At 67.9% G+C, this 25,306-nt stretch carries 16 protein-coding genes; 9 read left to right on the top strand and 7 right to left on the bottom strand.

Translation table 11 applies throughout. From position 1 onward, the window contains the following. The first annotated feature begins 79 nt into the window (after positions 1–79). From FHW94_RS01845 to FHW94_RS01835, 3 genes are all read left to right on the top strand, one after another. Complete coding sequence (locus FHW94_RS01845; protein WP_168554089.1) at positions 80–7,864, top strand: autotransporter-associated beta strand repeat-containing protein; 7,785 nt, start codon at positions 80–82, stop codon at positions 7,862–7,864. Positions 7,865–8,098: 234 nt separating this feature from the next. Then, positions 8,099–10,504, top strand: a complete 2,406-nt coding sequence (locus FHW94_RS01840; RefSeq protein ID WP_168554088.1) for a TonB-dependent receptor — start codon at positions 8,099–8,101, stop codon at positions 10,502–10,504. Continuing rightward, a complete protein-coding gene (locus FHW94_RS01835; protein ID WP_168554087.1) occupies positions 10,504–11,568 on the top strand; it encodes a tyrosine-protein phosphatase in 1,065 nt (354 codons plus the stop codon). Before FHW94_RS01840 ends, FHW94_RS01835 begins: the two co-directional genes overlap by 1 nt. On the opposite strand, the gene FHW94_RS01830 is transcribed toward FHW94_RS01835, so the two are convergent. The 3 genes from FHW94_RS01830 to FHW94_RS01820 all read right to left on the bottom strand — a co-directional run bounded on the left by FHW94_RS01830 (position 11,556) and on the right by FHW94_RS01820 (position 14,883). Beyond that, a complete protein-coding gene (locus FHW94_RS01830) occupies positions 11,556–12,845 on the bottom strand; it encodes an APC family permease (protein WP_246865847.1) in 1,290 nt (429 codons plus the stop codon). The genes FHW94_RS01835 and FHW94_RS01830 overlap by 13 nt on opposite strands. Before the next feature lie 37 nt (positions 12,846–12,882). After that, a complete protein-coding gene (locus FHW94_RS01825; protein WP_168554085.1) occupies positions 12,883–13,914 on the bottom strand; it encodes a histone deacetylase family protein in 1,032 nt (343 codons plus the stop codon). Positions 13,915–13,980: 66 nt separating this feature from the next. Beyond that, the gene (locus FHW94_RS01820; RefSeq protein ID WP_168554084.1) at positions 13,981–14,883 is read right to left on the bottom strand and encodes a LysR family transcriptional regulator; all 903 of its coding nucleotides are present in this window, start codon (positions 14,881–14,883) and stop codon (positions 13,981–13,983) included. Positions 14,884–15,008: 125 nt separating this feature from the next. Here FHW94_RS01820 and FHW94_RS01815 point away from each other — a divergent pair, with 125 nt between their 5' ends. Genes FHW94_RS01815 through FHW94_RS01790 form a run of 6 tightly spaced genes read left to right on the top strand, consistent with a single transcriptional unit; the run spans position 15,009 to position 20,849 of the window. Then, on the top strand, positions 15,009–15,431 hold the full coding sequence (locus FHW94_RS01815) for an organic hydroperoxide resistance protein (protein WP_168554083.1): 423 nt from the start codon (positions 15,009–15,011) through the stop codon (positions 15,429–15,431). 35 nt (positions 15,432–15,466) lie between these two features. Further along, entirely contained in the window at positions 15,467–16,150 is a 684-nt protein-coding gene (locus tag FHW94_RS01810) for a type 1 glutamine amidotransferase domain-containing protein (RefSeq protein ID WP_168554082.1), read from the top strand. A 19-nt stretch (positions 16,151–16,169) separates the two neighbouring features. Further along, positions 16,170–18,263, top strand: a complete 2,094-nt coding sequence (locus FHW94_RS01805) for an FUSC family protein (protein WP_168554081.1) — start codon at positions 16,170–16,172, stop codon at positions 18,261–18,263. Next, complete coding sequence (locus tag FHW94_RS01800; RefSeq protein ID WP_246865846.1) at positions 18,260–18,493, top strand: DUF1656 domain-containing protein; 234 nt, start codon at positions 18,260–18,262, stop codon at positions 18,491–18,493. The genes FHW94_RS01805 and FHW94_RS01800 overlap by 4 nt, the downstream gene beginning before the upstream one ends. Then, positions 18,493–19,446, top strand: a complete 954-nt coding sequence (locus tag FHW94_RS01795; protein ID WP_168554080.1) for an HlyD family secretion protein — start codon at positions 18,493–18,495, stop codon at positions 19,444–19,446. The genes FHW94_RS01800 and FHW94_RS01795 overlap by 1 nt, the downstream gene beginning before the upstream one ends. Next, positions 19,443–20,849, top strand: coding sequence for an efflux transporter outer membrane subunit (locus tag FHW94_RS01790; RefSeq protein WP_168554079.1), 1,407 nt, complete (start codon positions 19,443–19,445; stop codon positions 20,847–20,849). Before FHW94_RS01795 ends, FHW94_RS01790 begins: the two co-directional genes overlap by 4 nt. 6 nt (positions 20,850–20,855) lie before the next feature. Here FHW94_RS01790 and FHW94_RS01785 read toward each other — a convergent pair whose 3' ends face one another. The 4 genes from FHW94_RS01785 to FHW94_RS01770 form a co-directional block, all read right to left on the bottom strand. Continuing rightward, a complete protein-coding gene (locus tag FHW94_RS01785; RefSeq protein WP_168554078.1) occupies positions 20,856–22,970 on the bottom strand; it encodes a molybdopterin cofactor-binding domain-containing protein in 2,115 nt (704 codons plus the stop codon). 11 nt (positions 22,971–22,981) lie between these two features. Continuing rightward, entirely contained in the window at positions 22,982–23,446 is a 465-nt protein-coding gene (locus FHW94_RS01780) for a (2Fe-2S)-binding protein (protein ID WP_168554077.1), read from the bottom strand. Between the two features lie 35 nt (positions 23,447–23,481). Continuing rightward, complete coding sequence (locus FHW94_RS01775) at positions 23,482–23,844, bottom strand: c-type cytochrome (RefSeq protein ID WP_246865845.1); 363 nt, start codon at positions 23,842–23,844, stop codon at positions 23,482–23,484. A 177-nt stretch (positions 23,845–24,021) separates the two neighbouring features. Next, a complete protein-coding gene (locus FHW94_RS01770; protein ID WP_168554075.1) occupies positions 24,022–25,305 on the bottom strand; it encodes an FAD-binding oxidoreductase in 1,284 nt (427 codons plus the stop codon). Position 25,306: the final 1 nt, after the last annotated feature.

Below are 25,306 nucleotides of genomic sequence, written 5' to 3'. Positions count from 1 at the left end.
CGGCCAACCCACTTCGTCCAGCATGGTAAAGAATCATGCCTGACAGCGGCCTCATGCGGATCCCTTGGGAGCAGACCACATGAAAATCGCTTCGCTGCTGCGGCTATCCTCGTCGACTCTGGCCGCCAGCCTCGCGCTGGCTTCGGGCGCGCAGGCCGCGCCTTCCAACACCGTCACGGTTGTCGATGGGTCCGACGCGGCGGGCGTGATCGTGGCATCGGGCGCCAGCCAGACCGCCGGCAGTGCCGACGGCACCACCATCTACACCAATTTCTTCACCGAAGGCGGCGCGGGCAGCGGCGGCGGCGGTGGCCTGGGCGGCGTGTTCTTCGTGGACCAGGGCGGCACGCTCACGCTCAACAACGTGCAGTTCAAGAGCAACACCGCCAAGGGCGGCGAAGGCGGCGGCATCGCCGTGGCGCAGATCGCACCGGTCGTGGTGCCGCTGGCCAATCTCACGGTGGAAGCGCAGGAAACCTCGATCCAGCAAGCCACGCCCACGGTCACCAAGGTGGGCGGCACCTATTACATCACCGGCGTCACCATGTCGTCGGCCAACGGCATGCTGGGCGCGGGCGCCACGGTGCAGATCAAGGGCACCGAAAGCACCGGCACGATCGCAGCGGTCAATGGCGCTGCGGTAACCTTTGCCGGCCAGGGCATTGCGGTCGACGCGTCGCATGTCGCGGCCGTGAGCGGCGGCACCGTCAGCTTCAGCGGCGCTGCCACCAGCAGCAACGTGGTGGACGTGAGCAGCAGCCATTTTACCCCCAGCCAGCTCGGCATCGGCATGGCGGTGGTGGGCGACGGCATTCCCGCCGGCACCACCATTACCGCCGTCACCTATGGCACCAACAACGCCGTCACCAGCGTCACGCTGTCCAACGCCATCGTGCGGGCCGATCCCGGCCAGGCCAGCCAGGCAGCCAGCTTTGACGTGATCGGCGCCGGCGAATACCAGGCCTCGCGCTTCAAGAGCGTGACGGACAACAGCATCCAGGCCACGGGCGTGAAACTGGCCGGGTTGCAGGCGGGCATGCAAGTCACTGCCGCGCGGTTCGACGGCAGCACCTTTACCACCTCGATCCAGTCCATCGCCAGCGACGGCACGATCACCTTTGCCGATCCGGTGGATGGCATGTCGGGCTTTTCGGCCAGCACCGCAGGCGGCACTGCCGGATCGAACGTGATCCGCCTGTCGGGCGCCAATGCCACGCTGGCCGTGGGCATGACCGTGACCGGCACCGGCATTCCCGATGGCACCGTGGTGCTGGCGGTGGATGGCGGGGTCATCACCCTGTCCAACCCGCTCAGCCAGGCGTCGGTCGATGCCATTGCCGATGGCAGCCTGTTCCTCTCGTTCGGCAAAGTCATTTCCAGCGGCAATTCCACGCTCACCCTGGCCTCGACCGCCGGGCTCAAGGTGGGGATGCTGATGACCGGCGATGGCGTGCCGGAAAATGCAGTGATCACCGCGATCAACCCGGTCACTGGCGTCGTGTCGTACCGGATCGATTCCTCGGCCAGCTCGCTCAACACCGGCGGCGCGATGAACGGGCTGGTGGCCGCAGGCAGCGGCAGCACCGGCGGCAATGGCCAGGGCGGCAGCATGTACAACACCATCTTCCACGATGGTGAAGGCGTTTCGGGCACCAATGGCTATGACGCGGGCGCCACGCCGACCGGGGGCAGCGGCGGCAAGGGCGGCATGGGCGGCAACGGCACGCGCGGCCTGCCCTACAACATGGACCTGATGCTCTCGTTCGCCAGCCAGGTGATCGACATCAACGCCGATTTCGTCGAAGCGGCGGCCGAAGGCGCGCCTGATCCGCTGCCCAAGCCCACCGTGGCGGCGGCCAAGATCGCCAACACCGTGCAAAAGATCGTCAACGTCATCCAGACCGGCGTGGACCTCGTCAACTGGCAGGTGGAACTGGGCCTGGGCCTGGTGGCCCACGGCGGCGATGGCGGCTCGGGCGGCGCGGGCGGCGATGGGGATACCTTCTTCGGCGGCGGCCAGGGCGGCGCGGGCGGCAGCGGCGGCGATGGCGCCACGGTGCGCACCGATGGCGGCGCCGGCGGCGATGGCGGCGATGGCGGCGCGGGCGGCTTTGGCGCGGGCGGCGGTTCTGGCGGTGCCGGCGGCGCGGGCGGCTGGGGCGGCAATTCGGCCGATGGCGGCGATGGCGCGGGCGGCACGGCCGGCTTTGGCGGCGGCGTGGGCTCTTCGGGCGATGGCACCGGCGGCGGTGGCGGTTCTGGCTATGGCGGGGCAATCTTCGTGCGCACCGGTGGCAGCCTCAACATCACCGGCAATGCCCTGTTCGAAAACAATGCGGTGCTGGCCGGCTCTTCCAACAACGGCGGCGAAGCCGGGCAATCGGCCGGGTCCGATCTGTTCATGATGAAAGGCAGCATGGTCACGCTGGCGCCGGGCGCCGGACATACCATCCGCTTTGAAGGCACGATCGCCGATGACAGCGCCGCCTCGATCGGCGGGGCCAGCTATGCGCCGGGCGCGGGGGCAGACATCCACGTCACCGGCGGCGGCCTGGTGCAGTTCCTGGGCGCCAACACCTATACCGGCAACACTTATATCGAAGGCGCCACGCTCCAGGCCGACGATGGCCAGGGCATCAACACCAACAGCCATATCCTGTTCAACGGATCGAGCACGATCGGGGCAGACCTGTCCAACGATACCGCCGGCGTCCTGCTCACCTCGGGCACCATGGTGCGCCGCGTGGGCAGCCTGCCGCACCAGCTTTCGTGGTCGGGCAGCGGTGGCTTTGCCGCCGGGGACGATGGCCTCACGCTCAACTTCGGCGCGCTGACCAGCACCACCGGCCAATCGTTGACGTGGAACGCGGGCGGCTTCGTGCCGGTCGATGCCACGCTGCTGTTCGGTTCGGACTATGGCACCGGCGTCGTCACCCTGGTCAACACGGTCAATCTGGCCGGCCTCAACGGCCGCGTCGCGGTCTATGACAATGCCGACGCCGATGGCGACGCCGCGGTGCTTTCGGGCGTGTGGCGCAATGGCACGCTGGAAGTGAACGACACCGGCTATGCCGGCACGCTCACCATGACGGCGCAGAACAGCCTTGACGGCGTAACCCTGCACAACGGCCTGCTGGAAACCACGCTGGACGGCACGAGCGGGCGCCTGATGAATGCCACCAGCGGCGGGTTCGTGACGATTTCGGGCGGCACGCTCAACTTGCGCGTCGCAGAAAAGCTCACCACCGTAACCGTGGCGCAAGCCGGCACGCTCAATGCCTATGGCACTGTTTCCACCGGCGCCATTGCCAACGACGGCGAGATCACCTTCCACGCGGCAGCGCAGACCGGGACCATCGTCAATACCGGCCTGCTCGCTTTCCTGGGCGGCGCCACCACCGGCACGATCACCAACGCAGGCCTGCTTGGCCTGACCGGGGGCGACAGCACCACCGGCAGCGTGGTCAACAGCGGCTGGATGATTGCCACCGATCACCTCAGCGTCAACGGCAGCTTCACCAATGTCGATGGTGGCCTGTTACACATGGTGGGCGATATCACCACCTCGGGCCGTTTCACCAACGACGGCGTGATGGTCGTGGTGGGTGACACCGATGGCGATGGCGCCGAACTGGCCGCCGTCCGCCACCTCGTCACCACCGGCTTCCAGGACCCTACCGGCGTGACCCAGCTGGGCGGGATGAGCGGCACCGTGGCCAACACGCTCGATCTCGATCAATCGGGTGACAGCACTTATGCCGGCGTCTTCATCGGCGCAGGCAGCCTGATCAAGCGCGGCGCGGGCTGGCTTACCCTGACGGGCGAAAACAGCTTCACCGGTGGCCTTGCGGTGGCCGCGGGCGGGATCGACACCACCGGCGGCGGCACGCTGGCCGATAGCCTGGCGGTTACGGTGGCAGACGGGGCCGCGCTGCGCCTGGGCACCACCGACAGCTTTGCCGCGCTCGACAACCAGGGCGAAACCACTGTCACCGCCCCCACCACCATCACGTTGGACGATTATGCCAACAGCGGCCAGACCACCGTGGACGGGCGCCTGATCGTCAACCACCTGGCCACCAACACCGGCCTCACCCTGATCGCCACCGATGCCAGCGCGTGGATGCAGGATCTGGTCAATGCCGGCGGCACGGTGCGCAACCTGGGCACCCTGGCCGTGGCCGCCCGCATCGAAAACCAGGCAGAAGCCCTGCTCGATCTTGCCGCAAGCAGCCAGACCACAGCGGCCACGCTCGACAATGCCGGGCTGGTCCAGCTGGATGGCACGCTCGGCGTTTCGGGTGCGATGACCAGCAGTGGTACGGTCCTCGTCAGCGACCAGGCCGGCGCCGTGCTCGGCAGCCTGGAAAACAGCGGCACGCTGCACAGCGATGGCTTGCTCGATGTGGCCGGCCTGCTCGGCAATACCGCCACCGGCACCATGCAACTGACCGCCAGCGCCAGCACTTATGCCGGCACCCTGGGCAATGCCGGCAATTTCAGCAGCGCCGGCATGCTGTTCGTTGACGGGATGACCACCAACGAAGCGACCGGAACCATGACCTTCGCCGCCACCGCGCAGACCGTGCTGAGCGGCCTAGCCAATGCCGGCATCATCACCGCCGAGGCCGATATCCGCGACTATGGCATCTATACCCAGGATGCCGGCAGCCTCACCACCACGCGCAATCTGTTCGTGGGCACGTTCTCGGGCGCGGGCGGCGCAGTGCACCTGGGGGTCGGCGCCTATTTCGAAGTCAACCAGGAAGCCGATGGCACCTATTCCGGCGTGGTCGATACCGCGCGCCGCGAAGACGGCACCGGGGCGATCTTTGCCAAGTATGGCACCGGCACGCTGACCCTGGCGGGCGGCCCGCAAAGCTTTTCCACCTGGAGCATGGACCTGTGGAACGGCACCGTGGCGGTCGATGGCGATGACACGCTCGATCACGCGCTGCGCGTGTCGATCGACCAGGCCGCCACGCTGCGCCTCGACAATGGCAACCAGACGATCGGCTGGCTTTCGGGCAATGGCACGATCGCGCTTGGCGCCAATACGCTCACCGTGGACCAGGCGGCAGACAGCACCTTTGCCGGCGTGATCGGCGGCAGCGGCAACTTTACCAAGACCGGCGATGGCGAACTTTTCCTGACCGGCGCCAACACCTTTACCGGCACGCTGGTGGTCGATGGCGGCACGCTCAACACCTTTGGCGGCGGCACGCTGGCCGATAGCGCCACGGTCAACGTGGGCAGCGCGGGCACGTTCGTGATCGGCACCGATGATGCCATCGCCGGGCTGACCAACGCCGGCATGGTCCACGTCGCGGCCCACAGCACGGTGACCACCATCGCCAACAGCGGCCAGGTCAACGTGTGGGATCACCTCACCCTGGGTGACCTGGGTTCGAACGGAGAAGACGGCACGATCGCGGTTGCCCAGGGCGCCACGCTCGATGGCTATGGCCTGCAAAGCTATGGCACGGTCTACAACGATGGCACGCTGGACCTGTCGCTGGGCTTCGGCAACGCCGGCACGGCCACGTTCTCGGCCGGATCGGTCAACCATTTCGGCGCGCTGGGCAACCTGGGCACGATCACCAGCGCCGCCGATATCGTGGTGACGGGGCAGACGGTCATGGCCGGCGGATCGATCACCACCACGGCCAATTATGCCACGGGCACGCTTTCGGGCAGCGGCGGCGCGTTCCACCTGGGCGCGGCCAGCGTGTTGACCATCAACCAGACCGAAGATGCCACCTTTGCCGGCAGCATCGATACCGCGCGCAACCCCGATGGCAGCGGCGCGGCCGTGGTCAAGACCGGCAGCGCCACGCTTACCCTGGCCGGCGGCGCGGGCAGCTTTGCCCCGGCCACCCTGGCGATCATGGATGGCGGCGTGACGGTGGCGGGCGCCGACGTGCTCGACCATGCGCTCCAGGTCTATGTCGCCACGCCGGCACGCCTTTCGCTGACCGGCGGGGACCAGACGATCAACAACCTCACCGGCACGGGCACCCTGGCGCTCAACGGCAATCACCTGGTCCTGGCCAATGGCGGCAACTTTGCCGGCACGGTGACGGGCGCGGGCGATGTCGCGCTCGACAGCGGCACGTTCAACCTGGCCAACACCATCACCTCGGCCTCCGGCACGTTCCAGGTGCAGGACGGCAGCACCATGAACGTCTTGTCCAGCGGCACGCTCAATGCCCCGCAAGTGGCCGTGGGCGGCGTGATGAACCTGACCGGCACGGTCAATGCCACCGCCACCACGGTGGACGACGGCGGCACGCTGCACCTGGGCAATGCCAATGGCAGCGCCGGCGGCACGCTCAACACCACCACGCTGGTGGTCGATAACCAGGGCACCCTCACGGGTGTGGGCAGCGTGGGCGGCAGCGCCCAGTTCGGCGGTACCAGCACCGGCACACTGGCACCGGGCAATTCGCCGGGCGTGATCCACTTCACCAATCTGGCGCTGGCAAACCACGCCGTGGCGGTGATGGACGTGGAAGGCGCCGCCGGCGCCGGACTCTCGGCGGCCGATGGCGGCTATGACCAGGTCGTGGTTTCGGGCACGCTGGCAATCGATCATGGCGCCAGCCTGCAAATTGCCAACAGCACCGGCTTTACCCTGGCACTGGGCCAGAAAGTCACGCTGTTCCGCTTTGCCCCGGGCGCCGTGTCCGGCCATTTCGGCACGGTCAGCAGCGCCATGGGCAAGGCCGTGGCGTTCAACCTGGCCACCGGCACGCTGGTCGGCCTGGGCGATTATACCCCGGCCAGCTTCGAAGCCGCCTTGGGCAAGAACGCCAACCAGAAAGCGATGGTCGAACAGTTGCGCGTGGCTTCGGCCGGCGGGGTCAACCAGTATTACGGCGGCCGCCTGATCGAATATGCCGCCACCGCACTGGGCAGCGGCAGCAACGCCGATGCCGCCGTGGCCAGCGTCTTCGCCAAGGCTTCGCCCGAAGCCTATGCCGGCCTGGCCCAGCATCTGCGCGTCTCGCTGCTCGACAACCTGCTCGATCTTTCGGGCTATGACATGGTCGACAAGCCCAGCTTTGCCGTCACCGGCGGGTTCGGCACCGGCCAGGCCAAGGGCCGCGATGGTGCGGGCTACAGCCGCCTGGCCAGCACCGACCACCGCTTCAACCTGGGCGTCGCGGCGCAAGTGCCGTTTGCCCGCGCGCAGTTCGGCTTCACCCACAGCGACGGCCATGTGTCCACCGCGCTGATGCGGGGCGATGCCAAGGGCGATCAGTACAGCTTCGGCGTCTCGGTGCCTGTCACCCACGATGGCGCGCTGCGCCTGACCGCTCGCGCCGCCTTTGCCGACTACACGTTCAAGGGCACGCGCGTGACCAACGCAGGCACGGCCAGCTTCGGCGATGTCCACGGCTCGTCCAGCCTCTATGGCGGCGGCCTGGAATATCGCCGCGTCACCGGCAAGCTCTCGCTCGACCTGACCGGGGAAGTGCTGGCCATGGTCAACAAGGTCGATGGCTTTGCCGAAAGCGGCGCCCCCACGCTCGACAGCCTGGCCGTGGCGGCCCAGCGCGACGCGTTCACCGCGCTTTCGGGCGGGATCAAGCTGGGCTATCGCCTGGCCCCGCGGGTCCAGGGCTTTGCCAACGTTTCGGCCGTGCAGGATCTCTACAGCGGCTTGCCCGCGGTGCAGGCCCGCGTGGCGGTGGAAGACACGCTCTTCACCGTGCACAACCCTGGTTTTGCCCGCACCCGCGCCAAGCTGGGATTGGGCGGACAGATCGACCTGTCCGACGCGATCAGCTGGACGTTCGAAGGCAATGTGGGCACCGCTTCCAGCTATGGCGGCAAGACCGCGCTGACGATCCGGTTCTGATCGTCCTTAGCCGGAACGCGCGTTTCGGCACTGTCAGGCGGCAGCCCCCGATGCCGTTTCCCGATGGGCCGCCGTGGTTCTCCTGCCACGGCGGCCTTTCGCGTTGGCGACATGTGCATGTGCGAAAAAATGTGCGCCTTGTTGCAATGCAATGACGGACGCTGAAACAGCGTCACCGGTTTGACTTTCCCCCACCCTAGTGGCCGCGCCAACACCAGTGAGGGAACCTGTTCAATGTCTTGTCAAAACGCGGCGCGCCGTGGCGCGCGCACTTCTGCCCTGCTTCTGGCCGGCGCGGCCATGGCCCTGCCCGTGTTGGCAGCTCCCGCCTTCGCAAGTGCCGCAGAACCCGCGCCCGAACCGGTGGCCGATCCCACGCTCACCAACACGCTCGACCAGATCGTGGTCACCGCGCAAAAGCGCAAGACCGACCTGCAGAAGACCCCGATCGCCATTTCGGTGCTCAGCAGCGAAGCGCTGGCCGATCGCCACATCCAGTCGCTGGTCGATCTGCAATCGGGCGGCGTGCCCAGCCTGCGCGTGGCGCCGTTCTATTCGCGCAATTCGGCGCTGATCATGAACATCCGCGGCATCGGCGTGCTGTCAGACAGCAACCAGCCCGCCCGCGACCAGGGCGTGGGCGTCTATGTCGATGGCGTCTATCTCGGCCGCGCCCAGGGCCTGGGCACCGCGCTTTACGACATCGAGAACATCGAAGTGCTCAAGGGTCCGCAGGGCACGCTGTTCGGCCGCAACACCGAAGGCGGCGCGATCAACATCGTGACCAAGAAGCCCAGCGGCGAATTCCACGCCAACGCCCTGGTCGGCGCCGGCAACTATGGCAGCTACAAGGGCGAGATTCACCTCGACCTGCCCAAGTGGGGCAACCTCGCGGCCAAGATCGACGGCGTCGTTTCGCACCGCGACGGCATGGTGAAAAACCCGCTGGCCGGGCAGACCGATTTCAACTTCTACACCAAGCGCGGCCTGCGCGGCGAAGTGCTGTGGACCCCCACGCCCGATTTCAGCGCCGACTATGCCTATGACACGTCGTACGACGCATCGAGCCCGCTTTATGCCCAGACCATCTCGGCTGGCACGTTGAAGCGCCCGTCGGCCTACCCGCTGGAACCCAACAGGGTGGACGTGGCCGCCGTGGGCGTGGTGCAGCAGCCCAGCGTGGGCAAGACCCACGGCCACCGCCTGCTGCTGGAATGGCACCTCGATCCCAACCTGCAGGTCAAGTCGATCGCGTCCTACCGCGAACTCACCCAGTCGCAGTATGACAACGGCTCTGCCACCACCAGCGCGATCAGCGCCACGGGCAATTTCACCGGCAGCAGCTTTGCCCGCTATTCGCTGGCGCAGTTCCGCCAGAACCAGGCGAGCGAGGAACTGCAACTGCTGGGCGACTATGCGCGGATCAAGTTCGTGGCCGGCGCGATGTGGTATCAGGAAAAGGTGCAGGACAACGCCCAGGCGTTCTACAGCATGAAGTTCACCGATGCCGCCGGCAGCGCCACCACGGTGATCCCCTATGTGAACTATGACGGCGTGACGATCGACCGCGCCAGCCATGTCACCACCACCAGCGTGGGCGTGTTCGGCCAGGGCACCTACACCCCGGCGGTGATGAACGACAGCCTGCACCTGACCGTTGGCGCGCGCTGGACGCACGACAAGAAGGAAGGCCAGCTCTTCACCGTCAACGGCGCCACGCCTTCGGTCAACGGCGTCACCGCGCCGCGCGTGCTTGATGCCAGCTGGTCGCGCGTCGATCCCATGGTCAACCTGGCACTCGATGCCAGCCAGGACGTGCATGTCTATGGCAAGTGGAGCACGGGCTACAAGTCGGGCGGCGCCAACTCGCGCTCGCTGACCTATGCGCCGTTCAACCCCGAAACCGTCTCGATGTTCGAACTGGGCGCCAAGACCGAATTCTGGGGCAAGCGCGCGCGCTTCAACGTGGCCGCCTACACCGGCAGCTACAAGAACATCCAGTTGGATTTCAGCGCCAACTACCTGCAATACGATGCCCAGGGCAACCTGCTCAACACCACCCGCACCACCACCGAAACCCACAATGCGCCGGGCACCGGCCGCCTCAAGGGGATCGAGGCCGATTTCACGGTCAAGCCGATCCCACAGCTCACGCTGGGCGCCAGCTATGCCTATACCAGCGTCAAGATCCCCAACACCTCCAACCCCTTCCCCCAGGCCAACGGCGTGATCATCACCACGCCGATCCCGATCACCCAGGTCTACACCCCCAAGCATGCCGCCAGCGGCACGGTGGACGTGGTCCTGCCGGTGGCCGCCTCGGAACTGCGCGTGCACCTCGATGCCAACTATGACAGCGGGTTCTACGCCAACTATGTCGATCCCGGCTTCAACACGACGACGGGCCAGGTCACGCTGGCCCAGCCCAAGGGCGATGCCAGCGTCACGTTCAACGGCCGTGTGAGCCTGGCCGACATTGCGCTCGGCAATTCGGGCGCCCAGATGCAGGTCTCGGTCTGGGGCCGCAACCTCTTCAACGAACAGCACATGTTCTACAAGGCGGCGAGCGCGCTGGTGGGCACCTACGGCTTTTTCAACGAAGCGCGCACCTGGGGCGTGGAAGCACAGGTGCGGTTCTGATGCGCAGCCCGCGTTTCCTCGCGCTCGGCCTCGGGCTTGTCCTTGCGGCAAGCCCGGCGCTGGCGCGCGTGCACGATGCCATCGTCAGCCGGGTGGATGGCGGTGCGCTGGTGGTCGATTGGCAGGCCAAGGGGCCGGTCGATGTCTATCTCGCCACGCAGCCCGATGCCCCGCTCAAGGCAGCACGGCTGGTGCGTGCAGGCGTGCGCGACGGCCATGCCAGGTTCATGGCGCCGGCCAGCCCGCGCCCCTACCTGCGCCTGCGCGATCGCGGCGATGGCACGGTCGTGACCGTGGCCGAACGCCTGCTGCCGCTGGCGCAGGGATCGAACTTCCGCGATCTGGGCGGCTATCCGGCCGCCGATGGCAAGACCGTGCGCTGGGGCCTGCTCTATCGCTCGGGCGCCACCCCGCTCTTGTCAGACCGCGACGCGGCCTTGGTGCGCGGGCTTGGCCTCACCAGCATGGTCGATCTGCGTTCCGATGAAGAGCGCCGCCTGGCACCCACGCGCCTGGCTGGCCAGGTGCACCAGGATGCCGTGGCTTATTCGATGATGGCGCTGTTCGCCGGGGCCCAGGGCGGCAAGATGCCCAGCAACGGGGGCGCGCTCTATCGCAACTTCCCCACGTTGCTGGCGCCGCAGGTCAAGCTGGTGTTCGACCGATTGAAAGCGCATGCTGGCCCGATCGAATACAACTGCTCGGCCGGGCAGGACCGCACCGGGTTCATGACCGCGCTGATCCTGTCCGCGCTTGGTACGCCGCGCGATGTCATCCTGCGCGATTATGACCTCTCCACCGCGCTGCGCCGCCCGGAATGGGAAATGCCGAAAATCGATGCGGCCAAGGCCACCGATCCCGTGGCGAAAATGTTCGCCGGATACCAGGCCAATCCGGCCATGGCGCGGCCGCAGCCGTTGCACGATCCCGATGGCCGCCCGTTCCTGGCCAGCGCCCTGGACGAGATCGACAGCCGCTATGGCTCGGTCGAAGCCTATCTGGCGCAAGTGGCGGGCGTTACCCCGCAAGACCTCGCCGCGCTGCGCCGCACTTATACCGAATAGGCCAGATCGTCTGCCGGGGGCGGCGCATGGCGCGCTGCCCCCCACCACCAGCCCAGGCCCAGCACCAGCCACCCCGTCCCCAGCATGAGCGCCCAGGCGCCCATCCCGGAAAGGATCACCGCAATCACCGCCAGGCCCACCATGGGCGAAGCAACGTGCAAGGCCAGGTTGCGCCGGGCATGGCGGCGGAAATGCACGAACACGCACACGTGCAGCAGGGCAAACCCGGTCAACGCGCCAAAGTTGACCAGCGTGGCCAGGAAATCCAGCGCATCGCGAAAGGCCAGCGCCACCACCAGCGACAGCGCCGTGGTCGCCAGCATTGCCACCCACGGCGTGTTGTGGCGGGGATGCAGCCGGGCAAACACCGCCGGCACCTGCCCGTCGCGGCCCATCGCATAGAGCACGCGCGCCACCCCCACCTGCATCGGCAGGGCATTGGTAAAGCCCACCACCAGCGCGGTGAACCAAGCGAGGCCGGCGCGCGCCCAGCCGCCCAGGATCAGCGCGGCGATATCGTAATGCGCCCCGTCCAGGCTGGTAAAGCGCTGGCCCACCATGGCATTGCCCAGCACCCAGGTGGACAGCCCGAAGAACACCGTGGCCAGCGCCAGCACCGCCAGGATCGCCCGGCCCAGCGTGCGGCCGCTGCGATCAGCGGTATCCTCGGCCAGGGTGGAAACGGCATCGAACCCCAGGAAGCTGAGCACGCAGACCGACGTGCCCGCCAGCACCCCGTGCCAGGGCAGCGGATCGGCCCAGACCGGCGCGGGGGAAAAGGCACGGGCCCAGCCCATAAACGCGATCGCGGCCGCCACCATCACGGCCATCACCACGATCTGCGCCACCACGCTCACCGCGTTGAACGCACTGGTCGATTTGATCCCGAACCAGTTGACCGCCGTGGTAAAGCCCAGCAGCGCCACCACCCACACCGCGCGGTCCACCTGCGGCATCAACTGGCCCAGCGCCACGGCCATGATCACATAGACCAGCGAGGGGATCATCAGGTAATCGAGCAGGATCATCCACCCGCCCATGAACCCGGCAAACGGCCCCATCGCCACGCGGGCAAAGCCATAGAGCGATCCGGCGCTGCGCACCTCGCGCACCATCACGGCATAGCTGGCCGCGGTAAACGCCATGCACAGCCCGCCCAGGATATAGGACAGCGCGATCAGCCCATGGGCCTTGCCCCAGACCACGCCCAGCGTGTTGAGCGGCGCCGTCGGCGCAATCAGCGCCAGCCCATAGCCCACCAGGTGCCAGAACCCCAAGTGCCCATGCAACGCACCGGCCCTACCCCCGCGCGCCTCAACCACGCGCAAACCCTTCCAGCACGTTGGCCACGTTGGTGCCGATGTCCCCCACGGCATAGCCGCCTTCCATCACGAACAGCGTGGGCAGGCCCAGCCCCGCCACGCGCGCGCCGATGCGGGTGAAATCGGGGCTGGCCAGCTTGAAATGGCTGATCGGATCTTCCTCGAACGTGTCCACGCCCAGCGAGACGACCAGCGCCTGCGCGCCAAAGGCGGCAATCGCGGCGCAGGCGGTATCGAGCGCCACCAGCCAGGCATCGGCCCGCGTGCCCCACGGCAGCGGCAGGTTCAGGTTGCAGCCCTGCCCGTCGCCGCTGCCGGTCTCATCGGCAAAGCCGGCAAAGAACGGATATTCCACCGCCGGATCGCCATGGATGGAGGCAAAGAACACGTCGGCCCGGTCATAGAAGATCGCCTGCGTGCCATTGCCGTGGTGATAGTCCACGTCGAGCACCGCCACTTTCCCCACCCCTGCATCGCGCAACGCCTGCGCGGCAATGGCGGCGTTGTTGAGATAGCAAAAGCCGCCCATCGCCCGCGGCCCCGCGTGATGGCCCGGTGGCCGGCACAGGGCAAAGGCGGCGCGCTGCCCGCCCAGCACCGCGCTCGCCCCGGTCAGCGCGCAATCGGCGCTGGCCTGCACGGCCGCCCAGGTGCCCGCGGTGATCGGCACGGCGGCATCGATGCTGTAGAACCCCAGCTTGCCATCGATATGCGCCGGGGGGCGGTCCTGGCGCAGGTCGCGCGCCGGCCAGGCATAGGGCAACGCATCGCCGGTTTCGCCCAGCGCGCTCCATTCGTCCCACGCACCGGCCAGGAAATCGAGGTAATCGGAGGCATGAACCCTTTCCAGCGGGCCACGGCCATGCGGCTTGGGCGCCACCACCGGGCCCAGGGCGCGGGCGGTCACGCTGGCCAGGATCTGCTCCACCCGCGCCGGCATTTCAAAGCACGGCACGATCCGCCCACGATAGAATTCGCCCGCCCCATGGTGCAGGCGATGCGCGTCGCTGTGGATCGTCAACATGATGCCCCCCGGCTGCAATCCTGTGATCGCAGTATCATGACCTATTCATCGGCCAAGGCAAGCCACTTATCGCTGGTACAGCCGCCAGATCAGCGCGTGGCGCACATGGGCCACGCGCGGCTGGCGCAGCGCGGCGGGGGACCACAGCAGGTGATAGCTCAGATGGTCCTGCTCGGCCGCCGTGCCGGGAATTTCCATCAGGTCCCCGGCATCGAGATGATCGCGGCACAGGTATTCGGGCAAGACCGTCCAACCATGCCCGCCGCTCAACAGCCCGCGCAAGCTGCGCACGTCAAGGCCCACCATCGCCGGCGTGGTGAGTTCGGGATTAAGGCCATTGTGCCGCAACCAGTTGTCGATCAACGGATAATCGAGCCCGTACGAGAGCAGCGGCAGCCCTGCCAGGAAAGTCGCCAGGTCGCTGCCCGCTGCAATCGCGGTGCGCAGGCGCTCCACCACGGCAGGCGCTGCCACGGCGCGGGTCGCCTCGTCGCGCAAGTGTTCGCCGCGCAGGCGCCGGTCCGCGGCGGGAAAGCCCGAAACACCAAGGTCTGCCTCGCCATGGATCAGCATCCGCTCGATCTCGCCCCGCGTGCCACCGTGCAGGCGCACGCGAATACCGCTTTCCAGCAGGGCGCCCAATTGCGGCGCCACCACTTCCGAGAGGAAATCGGGATGCCCCACGATCTGGATCGATCCGGCCAGGTGCGCCGAACGCGCGCGCGCCTGCGCCAATGCGGCTTCGGCCTGGTCCAGCCGGTCGCCGATGTCGGATGCCAGTTCGTCCGCCGTGCCGGTGGGCACCACGCCGCGTCCGTGCCGCTCGAACAAGGGCCGGCCGATAGTCTCCTCCAGGCTGGCGATCTGCTGGGAAATGGCCGGCTGGGTCAGCCCCAGGTTGCGCGCCGCCGTGGTGAACGATCGCTGGCGATAGACTTCGACAAAGGCGCGCAGGCGGTTGAGCGACATGGCGCCATCCATAAGCAAATTTATGGCTGTTGGCCACACCGCTTGTTGGCGCGGCCTGGACCGTGCGCCTAGATGCCCTCTGGCCACGCTCGATGCCCTCCGCCAAGCCTTTCAGGAACCCGCCCATGCTCACCGATTGCCTTTACCAGGCCAGTGCCACCGCCACCGGCGGGCGCGAAGGCCAGGCTTCGACCAGCGACGGATCGCTGCATGTCTGGCTCGATCTGCCGGCCGAACTGGGCGGGCGGGGCCACGGCAACAATCCCGAACAGCTCTTTGCCACAGGCTATGCCGCGTGTTTTCTCAGCACGATGAAAACGCTTAAGAACCAGGGACATGCGCTGCCACCGAGCGACGCCCGCGTCACGGCCACGGTCGGGCTTGGCCCCCGCCCCGAAGGCGGTTTCGGCCTGGCGATCACGCTTTTGGTCTCCTTGCCGGGCATGGATCCAAATCGCGCCCAGGCGTTGATGGAGGCCGCCCACGGCGCCTGCCCTTATAGCCGGGCGATCGCGGGCAATGTCCCTGTTCACCTTTCCTTGGCATGATCGCATTCGCCGATCGGCCGATCCGGAGCACGTCCATGAAGATTCTTATGGTCCTCACCTCGCATAGCGATCTTGGCAGCACCGGGCACAAGACCGGCTTCTGGCTGGAGGAATTCGCCGCGCCCTATTACGTCTTCCGCGACGCGGGCGCGCAACTCGTCCTTGCCTCGCCCGCCGGCGGCCAGCCGCCGCTCGATCCGCGCAGCGACGAACCCGATGCGCAGACCCAAGCCACCGCCCGCTTCCACGCCGATCCAGCCGCACAGGCCGCGCTTGCCCACACCCGGCCGCTGGCCGATGTCGATCCCGCCGATTTCGATGCCGTGTTCTATCCCGGCGGCCATGGCCCGCTGTGGGATCTGGCTGAAAGCGCGGCATCGATCGACCTGATCGAAGCATTCGATCGCGCCGGCAAGCCGCTTGGCCTGGTGTGCCACGCCCCGGGCGTGCTGCGCCATGTCAAGCGCGCCGATGGCCGCCCGATCGTGGCCGGCCGCCCGGTCACCGGCTTTTCCAACAGCGAGGAAGCCGCTGTCGGCCTCACCGATGTGGTGCCGTTCCTGATCGAGGACGAGTTCAAGGCCCAGGGCGGCGATTATCGCAAGGGGCCGGACTGGGGCGTGTTCACCCTCGAAGACGGCAACCTCGTCACCGGGCAGAACCCGGCCAGTTCCGAAGCGGTGGCGCGCATCCTGCTGCGCCAGTTGCAAGCGGCCTGAACGAAAGCAGCCCGATCCCATGTCCCTCGTTCCCACACGCTGGCTCGCGCCGATGCTGTTCTCGGTGAAAACCGTATCGGCCGGGTTCCTTGCCCTGTGGATCGGGCTGTGGGTCGGGCTGCCCATGCCGTTCTGGGCAATGACCACCGCGTTCATCGTCTCCAACCCGCTCGCCGGGGCCACCCGCTCCAAGGCGATCTACCGCGTGATCGGCACGTTCCTGGGCGCGGTCTTTGCCGTGGCGGTGGTGCCGGTGCTGGTCGATACGCCGATGGTGCTTTCCAGCGTCCTGGCGCTGTGGGTGGGCGCGTGCCTCACCGTCTCGCTGCTCGATCGCTCGGCGCGGTCCTACACCCTGATGCTGGCGGGCTATACCGCGGCGATCATTGCCTTTCCTTCGGTCAACCATCCAGAAGCCGTGTTCGACACAGGCGTTGCCCGCGTCACCGAAATCACCCTGGGCATCGTGGCCGCCACGCTTACCCACAGCCTGTTCCTGCCGCAATCGGTGGCCGTGCCGCTGGGTGCGCGCCTGGAACGCTGGCTGGGCGATGCGCAAGCCTGGCTGGCCGATTGCGTGCGCGAAAGCGGCCCCCCGCGCCAATCCGTGCGCGAGCAGCAGCAATTGGCGGTCGACGTGGTCGATTGCGCGCTGATGGCCATTCACGTGCCCTATGATACCTCGCACTGGCGCGAGGCGACCGGCACCCTGCGCGCGCTGCTCGAACGCATGATCCTGTTGCTGCCGCTGCTTTCGGGCCTGGCGGATCGGCGCAGCGCCATCGCCACCGAAGATCATGATGGCGAACCCTGCCTCGATCCCGATCTGGCCGCCGCGCAGACCGCCACCCGCGCCTGGATCGCGGCTGGCTGCCCCGCGCACGATCGGCCTGCGATTGCCGTGCCCGAAAGCGTGCGCCCCGTCGTGTGGCACGATCTGCTCGCCACCAGCTATCGCGTGCGTCTCGCGCAAGTGGTCACGCTGCTGGCCGATTGCCGCCAGGCACTCGATCACTTGCGCGATCCGCACCTGCCGCTGCCGGCCTCGTTGCGCAGCCCGCGCGCCGCGCTGCGCCTGCACCAGGATCTGGGCCATGCGCTGATGGCCGGCCTTGCCGCCACCGTGGCGGTGATCGCCTGCTGCGCGCTGTGGATCTATTCCGGCTGGGCCGATGGCGCCGGCGCGGCGGCGATGACAGCGGTGTTCTGCTGCCTGTTTGCCGCGATGGACAATCCGATCCCGGTGATCCTGCGCTTTGGCGTGGCGATCTGTGCGGGGGTGCCGCTGGCGGGCATCTATCTGTTCGGCGTGCTGCCCTATGTCAGCGATTTTGCCGCAATGGCGCTGGTCATGGCGCCGCCGCTGCTGCTGATTGCCGCATTCATTCTCCATCCGCGCCTGGGCGGCCAGGCCACCGCCATGGCCATGGGCTTTTGCAGCGCGCTGGCCATCCAGGAAAGTTTCCACCCCGATTTCGAGCGGTTCGTGAACAGCAACATCGGCCAGGTCCTGGCCGTGGTGCTGGCCGCCGGGTTCACCGCCGGCTTGCGCAACCTGGGCACCGACGTGGCGATCGCCCGGCTGCTGCGCGCGCTGCAGCGCGATCTGGTGCGCCTGTCCACCACGGGCAGCCCGCCCGATCCAGGCCTGGCGCTCGCCCGCGTGATCGACCAGACGGCGCTGCTCACCCAGCGGTTGGGCGCCGATACCACCGGTGCGCTGGCGGCGCAGGCCGCCTTGCGCGAAGTGCGCCTGGCGATCAACCTGGTGGCGATCCAGCACGCCCGCGCGGCCGCACCGCTCCACCAGCAACGCGCGCTATCCAGCCTGCTGCGCGAAGCGGCGCGTTACTTCCGCGCGTGGCGGCCCGATGGAACACCGCCGCCCGACGCCCGCCTGCAGCACCGCATCGATCGCGCCCTGCGCCTGATCCTCAAGGATAACGCGGCCGTCACGCCGCCGCCCTTGCCGTTCGGCCACCCCGACGCGCCCGATGCGCCCCACGCCATCGCCGCGCTGATCGCGTTGCGCCGCAATCTTTTCCCCAACAGCCCAGGCCCGGCCCTGCCGGCCCCAGGAACCTTTATCCCCGTGGTGGAGCCATCGGCATGAACGCCCCGCACCCCGCCTTTTCCGAATACATGTTCGGCGAAGTCTTCGTGGCTTCCGCGCCGGTCACGGCGACGGCGGCGCTGATCCTGGCGCTGATCGTGCACCGCGTGCTGGTGGCCCTGCGTTTCTATCGCTGGGTCTGGCACCCGGTCCTGTTCGATACTGCCATGTTCGTGGCGTTCTGGGCGCTGCTTGTGCGCTTTCCCCAGTTGATCAATGGATGGCTCTGATGTCGCTGCTTGCTTCCCCCGCTTTTCGCAAGACCGTGCAGATCGGTGTCACTGGCGCGATCCTCGTCGTCGCCGCCATCGGCGCCCGCAATCTCTGGCTGCATTACCAGGCCGATCCCTGGACCCGCGATGGCCGCGTGCGCGCCGATGTGGTGCAGGTGGCGCCCGATGTGCAGGGCCTGGTCACCCGCGTGGCCGTGGCCAACGACCAGCCGGTGCACAAGGGTGACGTGCTGTTCCAGATCGACACCGCCCGCTATGCCCTCGCCGTGCGCGAGGCCGAAGACGCGATTGCCCAGGCCGATGCCGGCATCACCCGCGCCCGCGTTGCCCTGGCCGAAGCCCGGCGCGAGGCGGCGCGCAACCGTGGCCTGGGTGACCTGGTGCCGCTGGAAGTGACCCAGCAAAGCGAAACCAAGGTTGCCGATGCCCAGGCCCAGCTCGCCACCGCGCAAGTCATGCGCGAAAACGCCTTGAGCCAGCGCGAACTGGCCCGGCTCAACCTGTCGCGCACCACCGTGCGCGCTTCGGTCGATGGCACGATTTCCGACCAGACACTGCGGCCTGGCAACTATGTCGCGCCGGGCAAGGCGGTCATGGCCCTGGTCGATAGCAGCAGCTTGCGCATCGAGGGCTATTTCGAGGAAACCAAGCTGGCCCATGTGCATGTGGGCCAGGTGGCCACGGTGCGCCTGATGGGCGAGGATCGCCTGCTCAAGGGCCATGTCACCTCCATCGCCATGGCGATCGAGGATCACGATCGCACCGGCAGCGCCAGCATGCTGCCCTCGATCAACCCAAGCTTTTCCTGGGTTCGCCTGCCCCAGCGCGTGCCGGTGCGCATCGCACTGGATGAACGCCCCGCCGATGTCGCGCTGATTGCCGGGCGCACCGCCTCGGTCACGCTGGCGCCCGATGACCGGCCCAATGACCGGAAGGAGCACGCCCGGTGAAGCGCACGCTGCTGATCGGTGCCGGTCTGCTCGCGCTGGCCGGGTGCAAGGCGGTGGGGCCGGATTACCACCTGCCGCAAGATGCCGCGATCCAGCGCCCCGCGGCGCAGGGTGCGTTCCAGTCTGCCCCGGCGGCGCTGACCACCGCCGATCCCCTGCCGGCGCGTTGGTGGCATCTCTACGATGATCCCGTGCTCGACGGGCTGGAGGAACAGGCGCTGGCCGCCAACACCGACTTGCGCGTCGCCGCCGCCAACCTGACGCGCGCCCGCGCTGTCACGGCTGTCGCCGAAGGCGGTAAGGAACCCGATTTCAGCGTTTCGGCCGGTGCCCAGCACGCCCGCCTTTCGGGCGAATCCTATCTTCAGGAAGAGCAATTGCCGGTAGCCAACATTGGCGATGTCGGCGCGGAAATGAGCTACCAGGTCGATCTGTTCGGCCGCATCCGCCGCCAGATCGAGGCCGCCCGCGCCGACGAAGAGGCCCTTGCCGCCACGCAGGATGCGGTGAAAGTCACCGTCGCGGCCGACGTGGCGCGTGCCTATGTTGGCGTCTGCGCCGCGCACGAGGCCGAAGATCTGGCCCAGCGCGCGATCACCCTGCAAGGCCACCTGGTCGATATCAACCGCCGCCTGGTCGCTGCCGGGCGCAGCGCCACGCCCGATGTCACCGCCGCGCAAGGCCGCCTGGCCCAGGCCCAGGCCCTGCTGCCCACCTATCGCGCCGCCGCGCGCGCCGCGCTCTATCGCCTCGCCGCGCTCACCGGCAAAGTGCCGGCGGATTACCCGCGCGACGCGGAAAGCTGCCGCGCCGTGCCCGAATTGCGCGTGCCCCTGCCGGTGGGCGATGGCGCCGCCCTGCTGCGCCGCCGCCCCGATGTGCGCGCCGCCGAACGCCAACTGGCCGGTGCCACCGCGCGCATCGGCGTGGCCACGGCCGATCTCTACCCTTCCATCGGCATTGGCCTCTCGGGCGGGTCCACCGGCTTTGTCAAAGACCTCGGCCTGCCCGCGGCCAATCGCTGGTCGATCGGCGGCCTGCTGCACTGGACGATCCCCGGCGCCGGGGCGCGCGCGCGGGTCAAGGCCGCCGATGCCAATGCCGATGCCGCGCTCGCCCATTTCGATGGGGTGGTGCTGGGTGCCTTGCGCGAAACCGAAACGGCGCTGGCCACGTACGCCGAAAACCACGATCGCCACGCCGCGCTGGACGAGGCGCTGGCATCCGCCCGCACCCAGGCCGACCAGGCCCGCCGCCTGCGCGAGGCCGGCCGCGCGGCGATCACCACCGACATCGGCGGTCGCCAGGGCGTGATCGGGGCGCAAGCCGCCGTGCTCAATTCGCGCGCGGAAATCGCCAACGACCAGATCAACCTGTTCCTGGCCCTGGGCGGCGGTTGGTAAGGGCGCTCAGGCCGCCTCGAACCCCGCCTGCAACGGCACCTGGCGCACGCGCTTGCCCGTGGCGGCAAAGATTGCGTTGGCCACCGCCGGCGCGATCACGGCCGCGGGCGGTTCGCCCATGCCGCCCGGCGCATTGTCCGTCGGCATCACGTGGGTGATCACGCGTGGCGCCTCGTTCATGCGCAAGGGGCGCACATCGTGATAGTTGGACTGGGCAATGCGCCCCTTGTCCAGCGTCACCCCGCCATAGAGCGCGGCCGACAGGGCAAAGGTCACGCCCCCCTCGATCTGCGCTTTCACGCCCAGCGGATTTACCGCCGGTCCGCAATCGACGGCCACGGTCACCTGCGGTACGGCAATCTGCTTGTCCGCGCCCACTTTGACATGGGCCACCGCCGCCAGGCACGTATCCCAGATGTGCAGCACGGCCAGTCCCAGCCCTTCGCCCTTGGGCAGGGCCTTGCCCCAGCCGGCCTCTGTCGCCGCCTTTTGCAGCACGGCCCGCGCGCGCGGATCGGTGATCTGCGCCAGGCGCCAGGCCAGTGGGTCCTGCCCCGCCGCCAGCGCCAGTTCGTCGGCAAAGCTTTCGATCACGAAGGTGTTGCGCAGGCCGCCCACGCCGCGCCACCAACCGGTGGGCATCGGGCTTTCCGATTGACGGAAGGTGACCAGTTGCGCCTGCGCGGCATAGAGCGGGGCCAGCGCGCCATCCACGGCATCGTCATCCACGCCGTTGAACTTCTCGCCCAGCAGGCGCGCCATCACCGAAGAGCCGGCGATGCGGTGTTCCCAGGCCAGGACCTTGCCGCCCTTGTCCAGGCTGGCACTGATGCGATCGGCATAGGCCGGGCGCACCACATCGTGCTGGATGTCTTCCTCACGCGTCCACACCAGCTTCACCGGATAGGCCACTTTGGCCGCCAGGCTCACGGTGCGTTCCACCATGTCGGTTTCCAGCCGCCGGCCAAAGCCGCCGCCCATCAGGAAGTTGTGCAGCCGCACTTTGTCTTCGGGCAGGCCCAGCACGCGGGCCGCAGCGGCGCGCGCGTCGCTCGGCACTTGCGTGCCGGTCCATACTTGCGCGCCCTGCGGGCTCACGTGGGCGGTGCAATTGCCCGGCTCCATCGTGGCGTGGGCCAGGAACGGCTGGTGATAGACCGCTTCCACCGTCTTGGCGGCGCCGGCGCGCGCGGTGGCCAGATCGCCCTGGGTCTTGGCCGTCACGCCGGGCTTGGCCACGGCCGCGTCGAGCGCAGCCACGACCTGCGCCTGGCTTACGCCGGCGTTGGCGCCTTCGTTCCAGGTGGGTGCGGCCGCTTCCAGGCCCTTCTTCGCCGTCCACAGGCTGTCTGCCGTCACGAACAGGCAATCGTCCAGCGCGATCACGTCGGCCACGCCCGGCACGGCCTTGGCGGCAGCGGCATTGTGGCTGGCCAGCTTGCCCCCGAACACCGGCGATTGTGCCAGCGTGGCAACTTTCATGCCGGGCAGCGTCACGTCGATGCCGAACAGGGCCTTGCCCCGCACTTTGTCGGCCGAATCGAGACGCTTGGTGTCCTTGCCGATCACCCGCCAGGCGGCTGCCGGTTTGGGCGTCGCATCGGTGGGCACATGGGCGGCGGCATCGGCCACCAGCGCGGAAAACGGCAGGCGCTTGCCCGATGCGGGGTTTACCACCGCGCCATCGGCCAGGGTCAGCCCGTCAGGCATCACTTTCCACGCCCTTGCCGCGGCATCGACCAGCGCCGCGCGCGCATTGGCCGCGGCCTGGCGCAGCGGTTTCCACAACTCGCGGATCGAGGTGGAACCGCCCGTGCCGGTGTCGATCGGCGCAAACCGGGCCTTGTCCGCCTCGGGAATCGAAACTTTCACCGCGCTGGGCGCCAGGCCCAGCTCTTCGGCCACCAGCATGGTCAGCGCGGTCATGATGCCCTGGCCCATTTCGGTCTTGGGCAGGGCGAGCGAGACGGCACCATCGGGCAGCACCGCCAGATAGCCATTGGCCGAAAGCTGCGTCGGCGCGGCCGACAGCGCACGGTGCAACGGCACGACCAGCGCGCCCGCCAGCACGGCAGAGCCGGCCAGGAAACCGCGGCGCGAGGTGGCGGCAGATACGGTCATCGTCTTCCCCCTCACGCCGGAAGCGTATCGGCGGCGCGATGGATCGCGGCGCGGATACGGTTATAGGTGCCACAGCGGCAGATATTCCCGCTCATCCCGGCGTCGATCGCGGCATCGTCGGGCTTGGGATTGGCCTTGAGCAGTGCAGCGGCCGCCACGATCTGCCCGGGTTGGCAATAGCCGCACTGGACCACGTCCAGCTCTTCCCAGGCCGCCGCCAGGGCCTGGCCCAGCGGTTGGCCGGTCAGGCCTTCCACCGTGGTCACGGCCTTGCCGGCCACGGCCGAAACCGGCGTCTGGCAGGCGAACAGGCGTTCGCCGTCTACCAGCACGCTGCACGCGCCGCACAAGCCCGCTCCGCATCCGAACTTCACGCCGGTTACCCCGGCGATGTCGCGCAGCGCCCACAGCAGTGGCATGTCGTCTGCCACGGCCAGCGTGCGTTGCTTACCATCGATCGTCAGCGAAACGGGCATATGCAGTGCTCCAGCCTGGAACCTGATCTAGGCGATCAGTGCAGGGTCTTGAGGTAGGCGATCACGTCGGCGCGCTTCTTGGCATCGGGAATGGCCACGACCATGCGCGTGCCCGGCACCAGCTTGCCCGGCGCGGTCAGGAACGCGTCCAGCGTCTTGGGGTCCCAGGTCTTGCCCGAATTCTTGAGCGCGGTGGAATAGGCAAACGGGGTGGAGCCGGCCTTGCGGCCCACCACGCCCCACAGGTTCGGCGCGGCAAAGCCCTTGGCGCCCGCGGTGTTCACATGGCACATCTGGCACTGCTGCTTGAACGTGGCGGCCCCGGCGCCGGCGTTCTGGGCATGGGCAGCAGGCGCCGTCACGCTTGCAGCCAGGCCGATCAGGGCAGAAACAAACATTGGGATACGACGCATTATCGATCGTCCTTCAGGTTTTGATCGCGAAAATCCCGGCACCGCCTGGCACCGGGATCGTAAACTGGGATCGAAGACTTGGCCGTTTCCGGCCGCTGCCAACGCCATGATTGTGCACGATCCGCTGGCAAAGGTCCATCGATTCAGGCAGCCCTGCGCGCCTCACACGCCCAGGCGATCGCGCAGCGTATACCACAGCGATCCCAGCGTGGAGAGCGGCGCGCGCAAGCGCTGCCCGCCGGGAAACGGCAGGTGCGGCAGATTGCCGAACACGTCGAAGCGCGCATGCTGCCCGCCGATCGCCTCGGCCAGCAGGCGGCCCAGCAACTGCGTGGTGGTCACGCCATGGCCACTGTCGCCGTGCGAATAATAGACGTTGGGTGACAGCCGGCCGATCTGCGGCATGCGGCTCAGCGTCATGGCAAAGGTGCCGCTCCACGCAAAGTCCAGCTTCACGTCCTTCAACTGCGGGAATGTCTTGACCAGACCGGGGCGGATCTTGGCTTCCACGCTCGCCGGGTCCTGCCCGCCATAGACGATCCCGCCACCATAGAGCAGCCGCCCGTCAGCCGTGCGGCGGAAATAGTCGAGGATGTAGTTGGCATCCTCCACGCAGGCATCGCTGGGCAGAAGCTGCGCCGCCAGGTCGCCCAGCGGCTCGGTCGTGACGATCTGGCTCGACACCGGCATGATCTGCCCCGAAAGCCGCGGCATGGTCTTGCCCAGATAGGCATTGCCGCACACCACCAGCGTGTCGGCCACCACCTCGCCCTGCGCCGTCGTCACGCGCGGTCGCGGCCCGGCTTCGTCCACGCGCAACACCTGGCTGTGCTCGAACAGGCGCCCGCCCAGCGCCTCGAACGCGGCGGCTTCGCCCAGCAGGTAGTTGAGCGGGTGGAAATGGCCACGCAAGGGATCGAGAATGCCGCCGACATACCGGTCGCTCTGCACATGGGCGCGCAGCCCTTCGCGATCGAGCACCGCGATGGTCTTGTGGCCATGCGCGGCCCATACCTTGGCCTCTTCCTCCAGCCCGCGCATCTGCTTGGCCGTCAGCGCCACGCCCAGCCCGCCATCCACCAGGTCGCAAGCGATGCCATATTTGCCCACGCGTTCGCGGATGATGGCCGCGCCTTCCAGCGCCACTTTGCCAAGCTCGCGCGCCACGGCGGGCCCGTGCCGCGCCTCCAGCACATCCAGCCCGCGCGAATAGCCGTTGATCAATTGCCCGCCGTTGCGGCCCGATGCGCCCCAGCCCACCCGCTCGCTTTCCAGCACGATCGTGTCGATGCCACGCTCGGCCAGTTCCAGCGCCACCGAAAGCCCGGTAAATCCGGCCCCGATCACGCAGACCGTGGCCCTGTGCGCCCCTTGCAGCACGGGCCGCTGCGGCGCGGGATTGGCGCTCGCGGCATACCAGGTGGGCATGCCGGCGTAGGAGGGCATA

The organism is Novosphingobium sp. SG720, assembly GCF_012275365.1.
GTDB lineage: Bacteria > Pseudomonadota > Alphaproteobacteria > Sphingomonadales > Sphingomonadaceae > Novosphingobium > Novosphingobium rhizosphaerae.
The sequence above is the reverse complement of the archived record's forward strand: the minus strand, read 5'-3'. Positions and strand labels throughout refer to the sequence as shown.

Excerpts from the sequence above, each read along its gene's own strand:
- FHW94_RS01840 (WP_168554088.1), top strand. The coding sequence starts at position 8,099 with ATGTCTTGTCAAAACGCGGCGCGCCGTGGCGCGCGCACTTCTGCCCTG.
- FHW94_RS01795 (WP_168554080.1), top strand. The coding sequence starts at position 18,493 with ATGTCGCTGCTTGCTTCCCCCGCTTTTCGCAAGACCGTGCAGATCGGT.
- FHW94_RS01820 (WP_168554084.1), bottom strand. The coding sequence starts at position 14,883 with ATGTCGCTCAACCGCCTGCGCGCCTTTGTCGAAGTCTATCGCCAGCGA.
- FHW94_RS01785 (WP_168554078.1), bottom strand. The coding sequence starts at position 22,970 with ATGACCGTATCTGCCGCCACCTCGCGCCGCGGTTTCCTGGCCGGCTCT.
- FHW94_RS01800 (WP_246865846.1), top strand. The coding sequence starts at position 18,260 with ATGAACGCCCCGCACCCCGCCTTTTCCGAATACATGTTCGGCGAAGTC.
- FHW94_RS01805 (WP_168554081.1), top strand. The coding sequence starts at position 16,170 with ATGTCCCTCGTTCCCACACGCTGGCTCGCGCCGATGCTGTTCTCGGTG.
- FHW94_RS01775 (WP_246865845.1), bottom strand. The coding sequence starts at position 23,844 with ATGTTTGTTTCTGCCCTGATCGGCCTGGCTGCAAGCGTGACGGCGCCT.
- FHW94_RS01780 (WP_168554077.1), bottom strand. The coding sequence starts at position 23,446 with ATGCCCGTTTCGCTGACGATCGATGGTAAGCAACGCACGCTGGCCGTG.
- FHW94_RS01815 (WP_168554083.1), top strand. The coding sequence starts at position 15,009 with ATGCTCACCGATTGCCTTTACCAGGCCAGTGCCACCGCCACCGGCGGG.
- FHW94_RS01810 (WP_168554082.1), top strand. The coding sequence starts at position 15,467 with ATGAAGATTCTTATGGTCCTCACCTCGCATAGCGATCTTGGCAGCACC.
- FHW94_RS01845 (WP_168554089.1), top strand. The coding sequence starts at position 80 with ATGAAAATCGCTTCGCTGCTGCGGCTATCCTCGTCGACTCTGGCCGCC.
- FHW94_RS01770 (WP_168554075.1), bottom strand. The coding sequence starts at position 25,305 with ATGCCCTCCTACGCCGGCATGCCCACCTGGTATGCCGCGAGCGCCAAT.
- FHW94_RS01825 (WP_168554085.1), bottom strand. The coding sequence starts at position 13,914 with ATGTTGACGATCCACAGCGACGCGCATCGCCTGCACCATGGGGCGGGC.
- FHW94_RS01835 (WP_168554087.1), top strand. The coding sequence starts at position 10,504 with ATGCGCAGCCCGCGTTTCCTCGCGCTCGGCCTCGGGCTTGTCCTTGCG.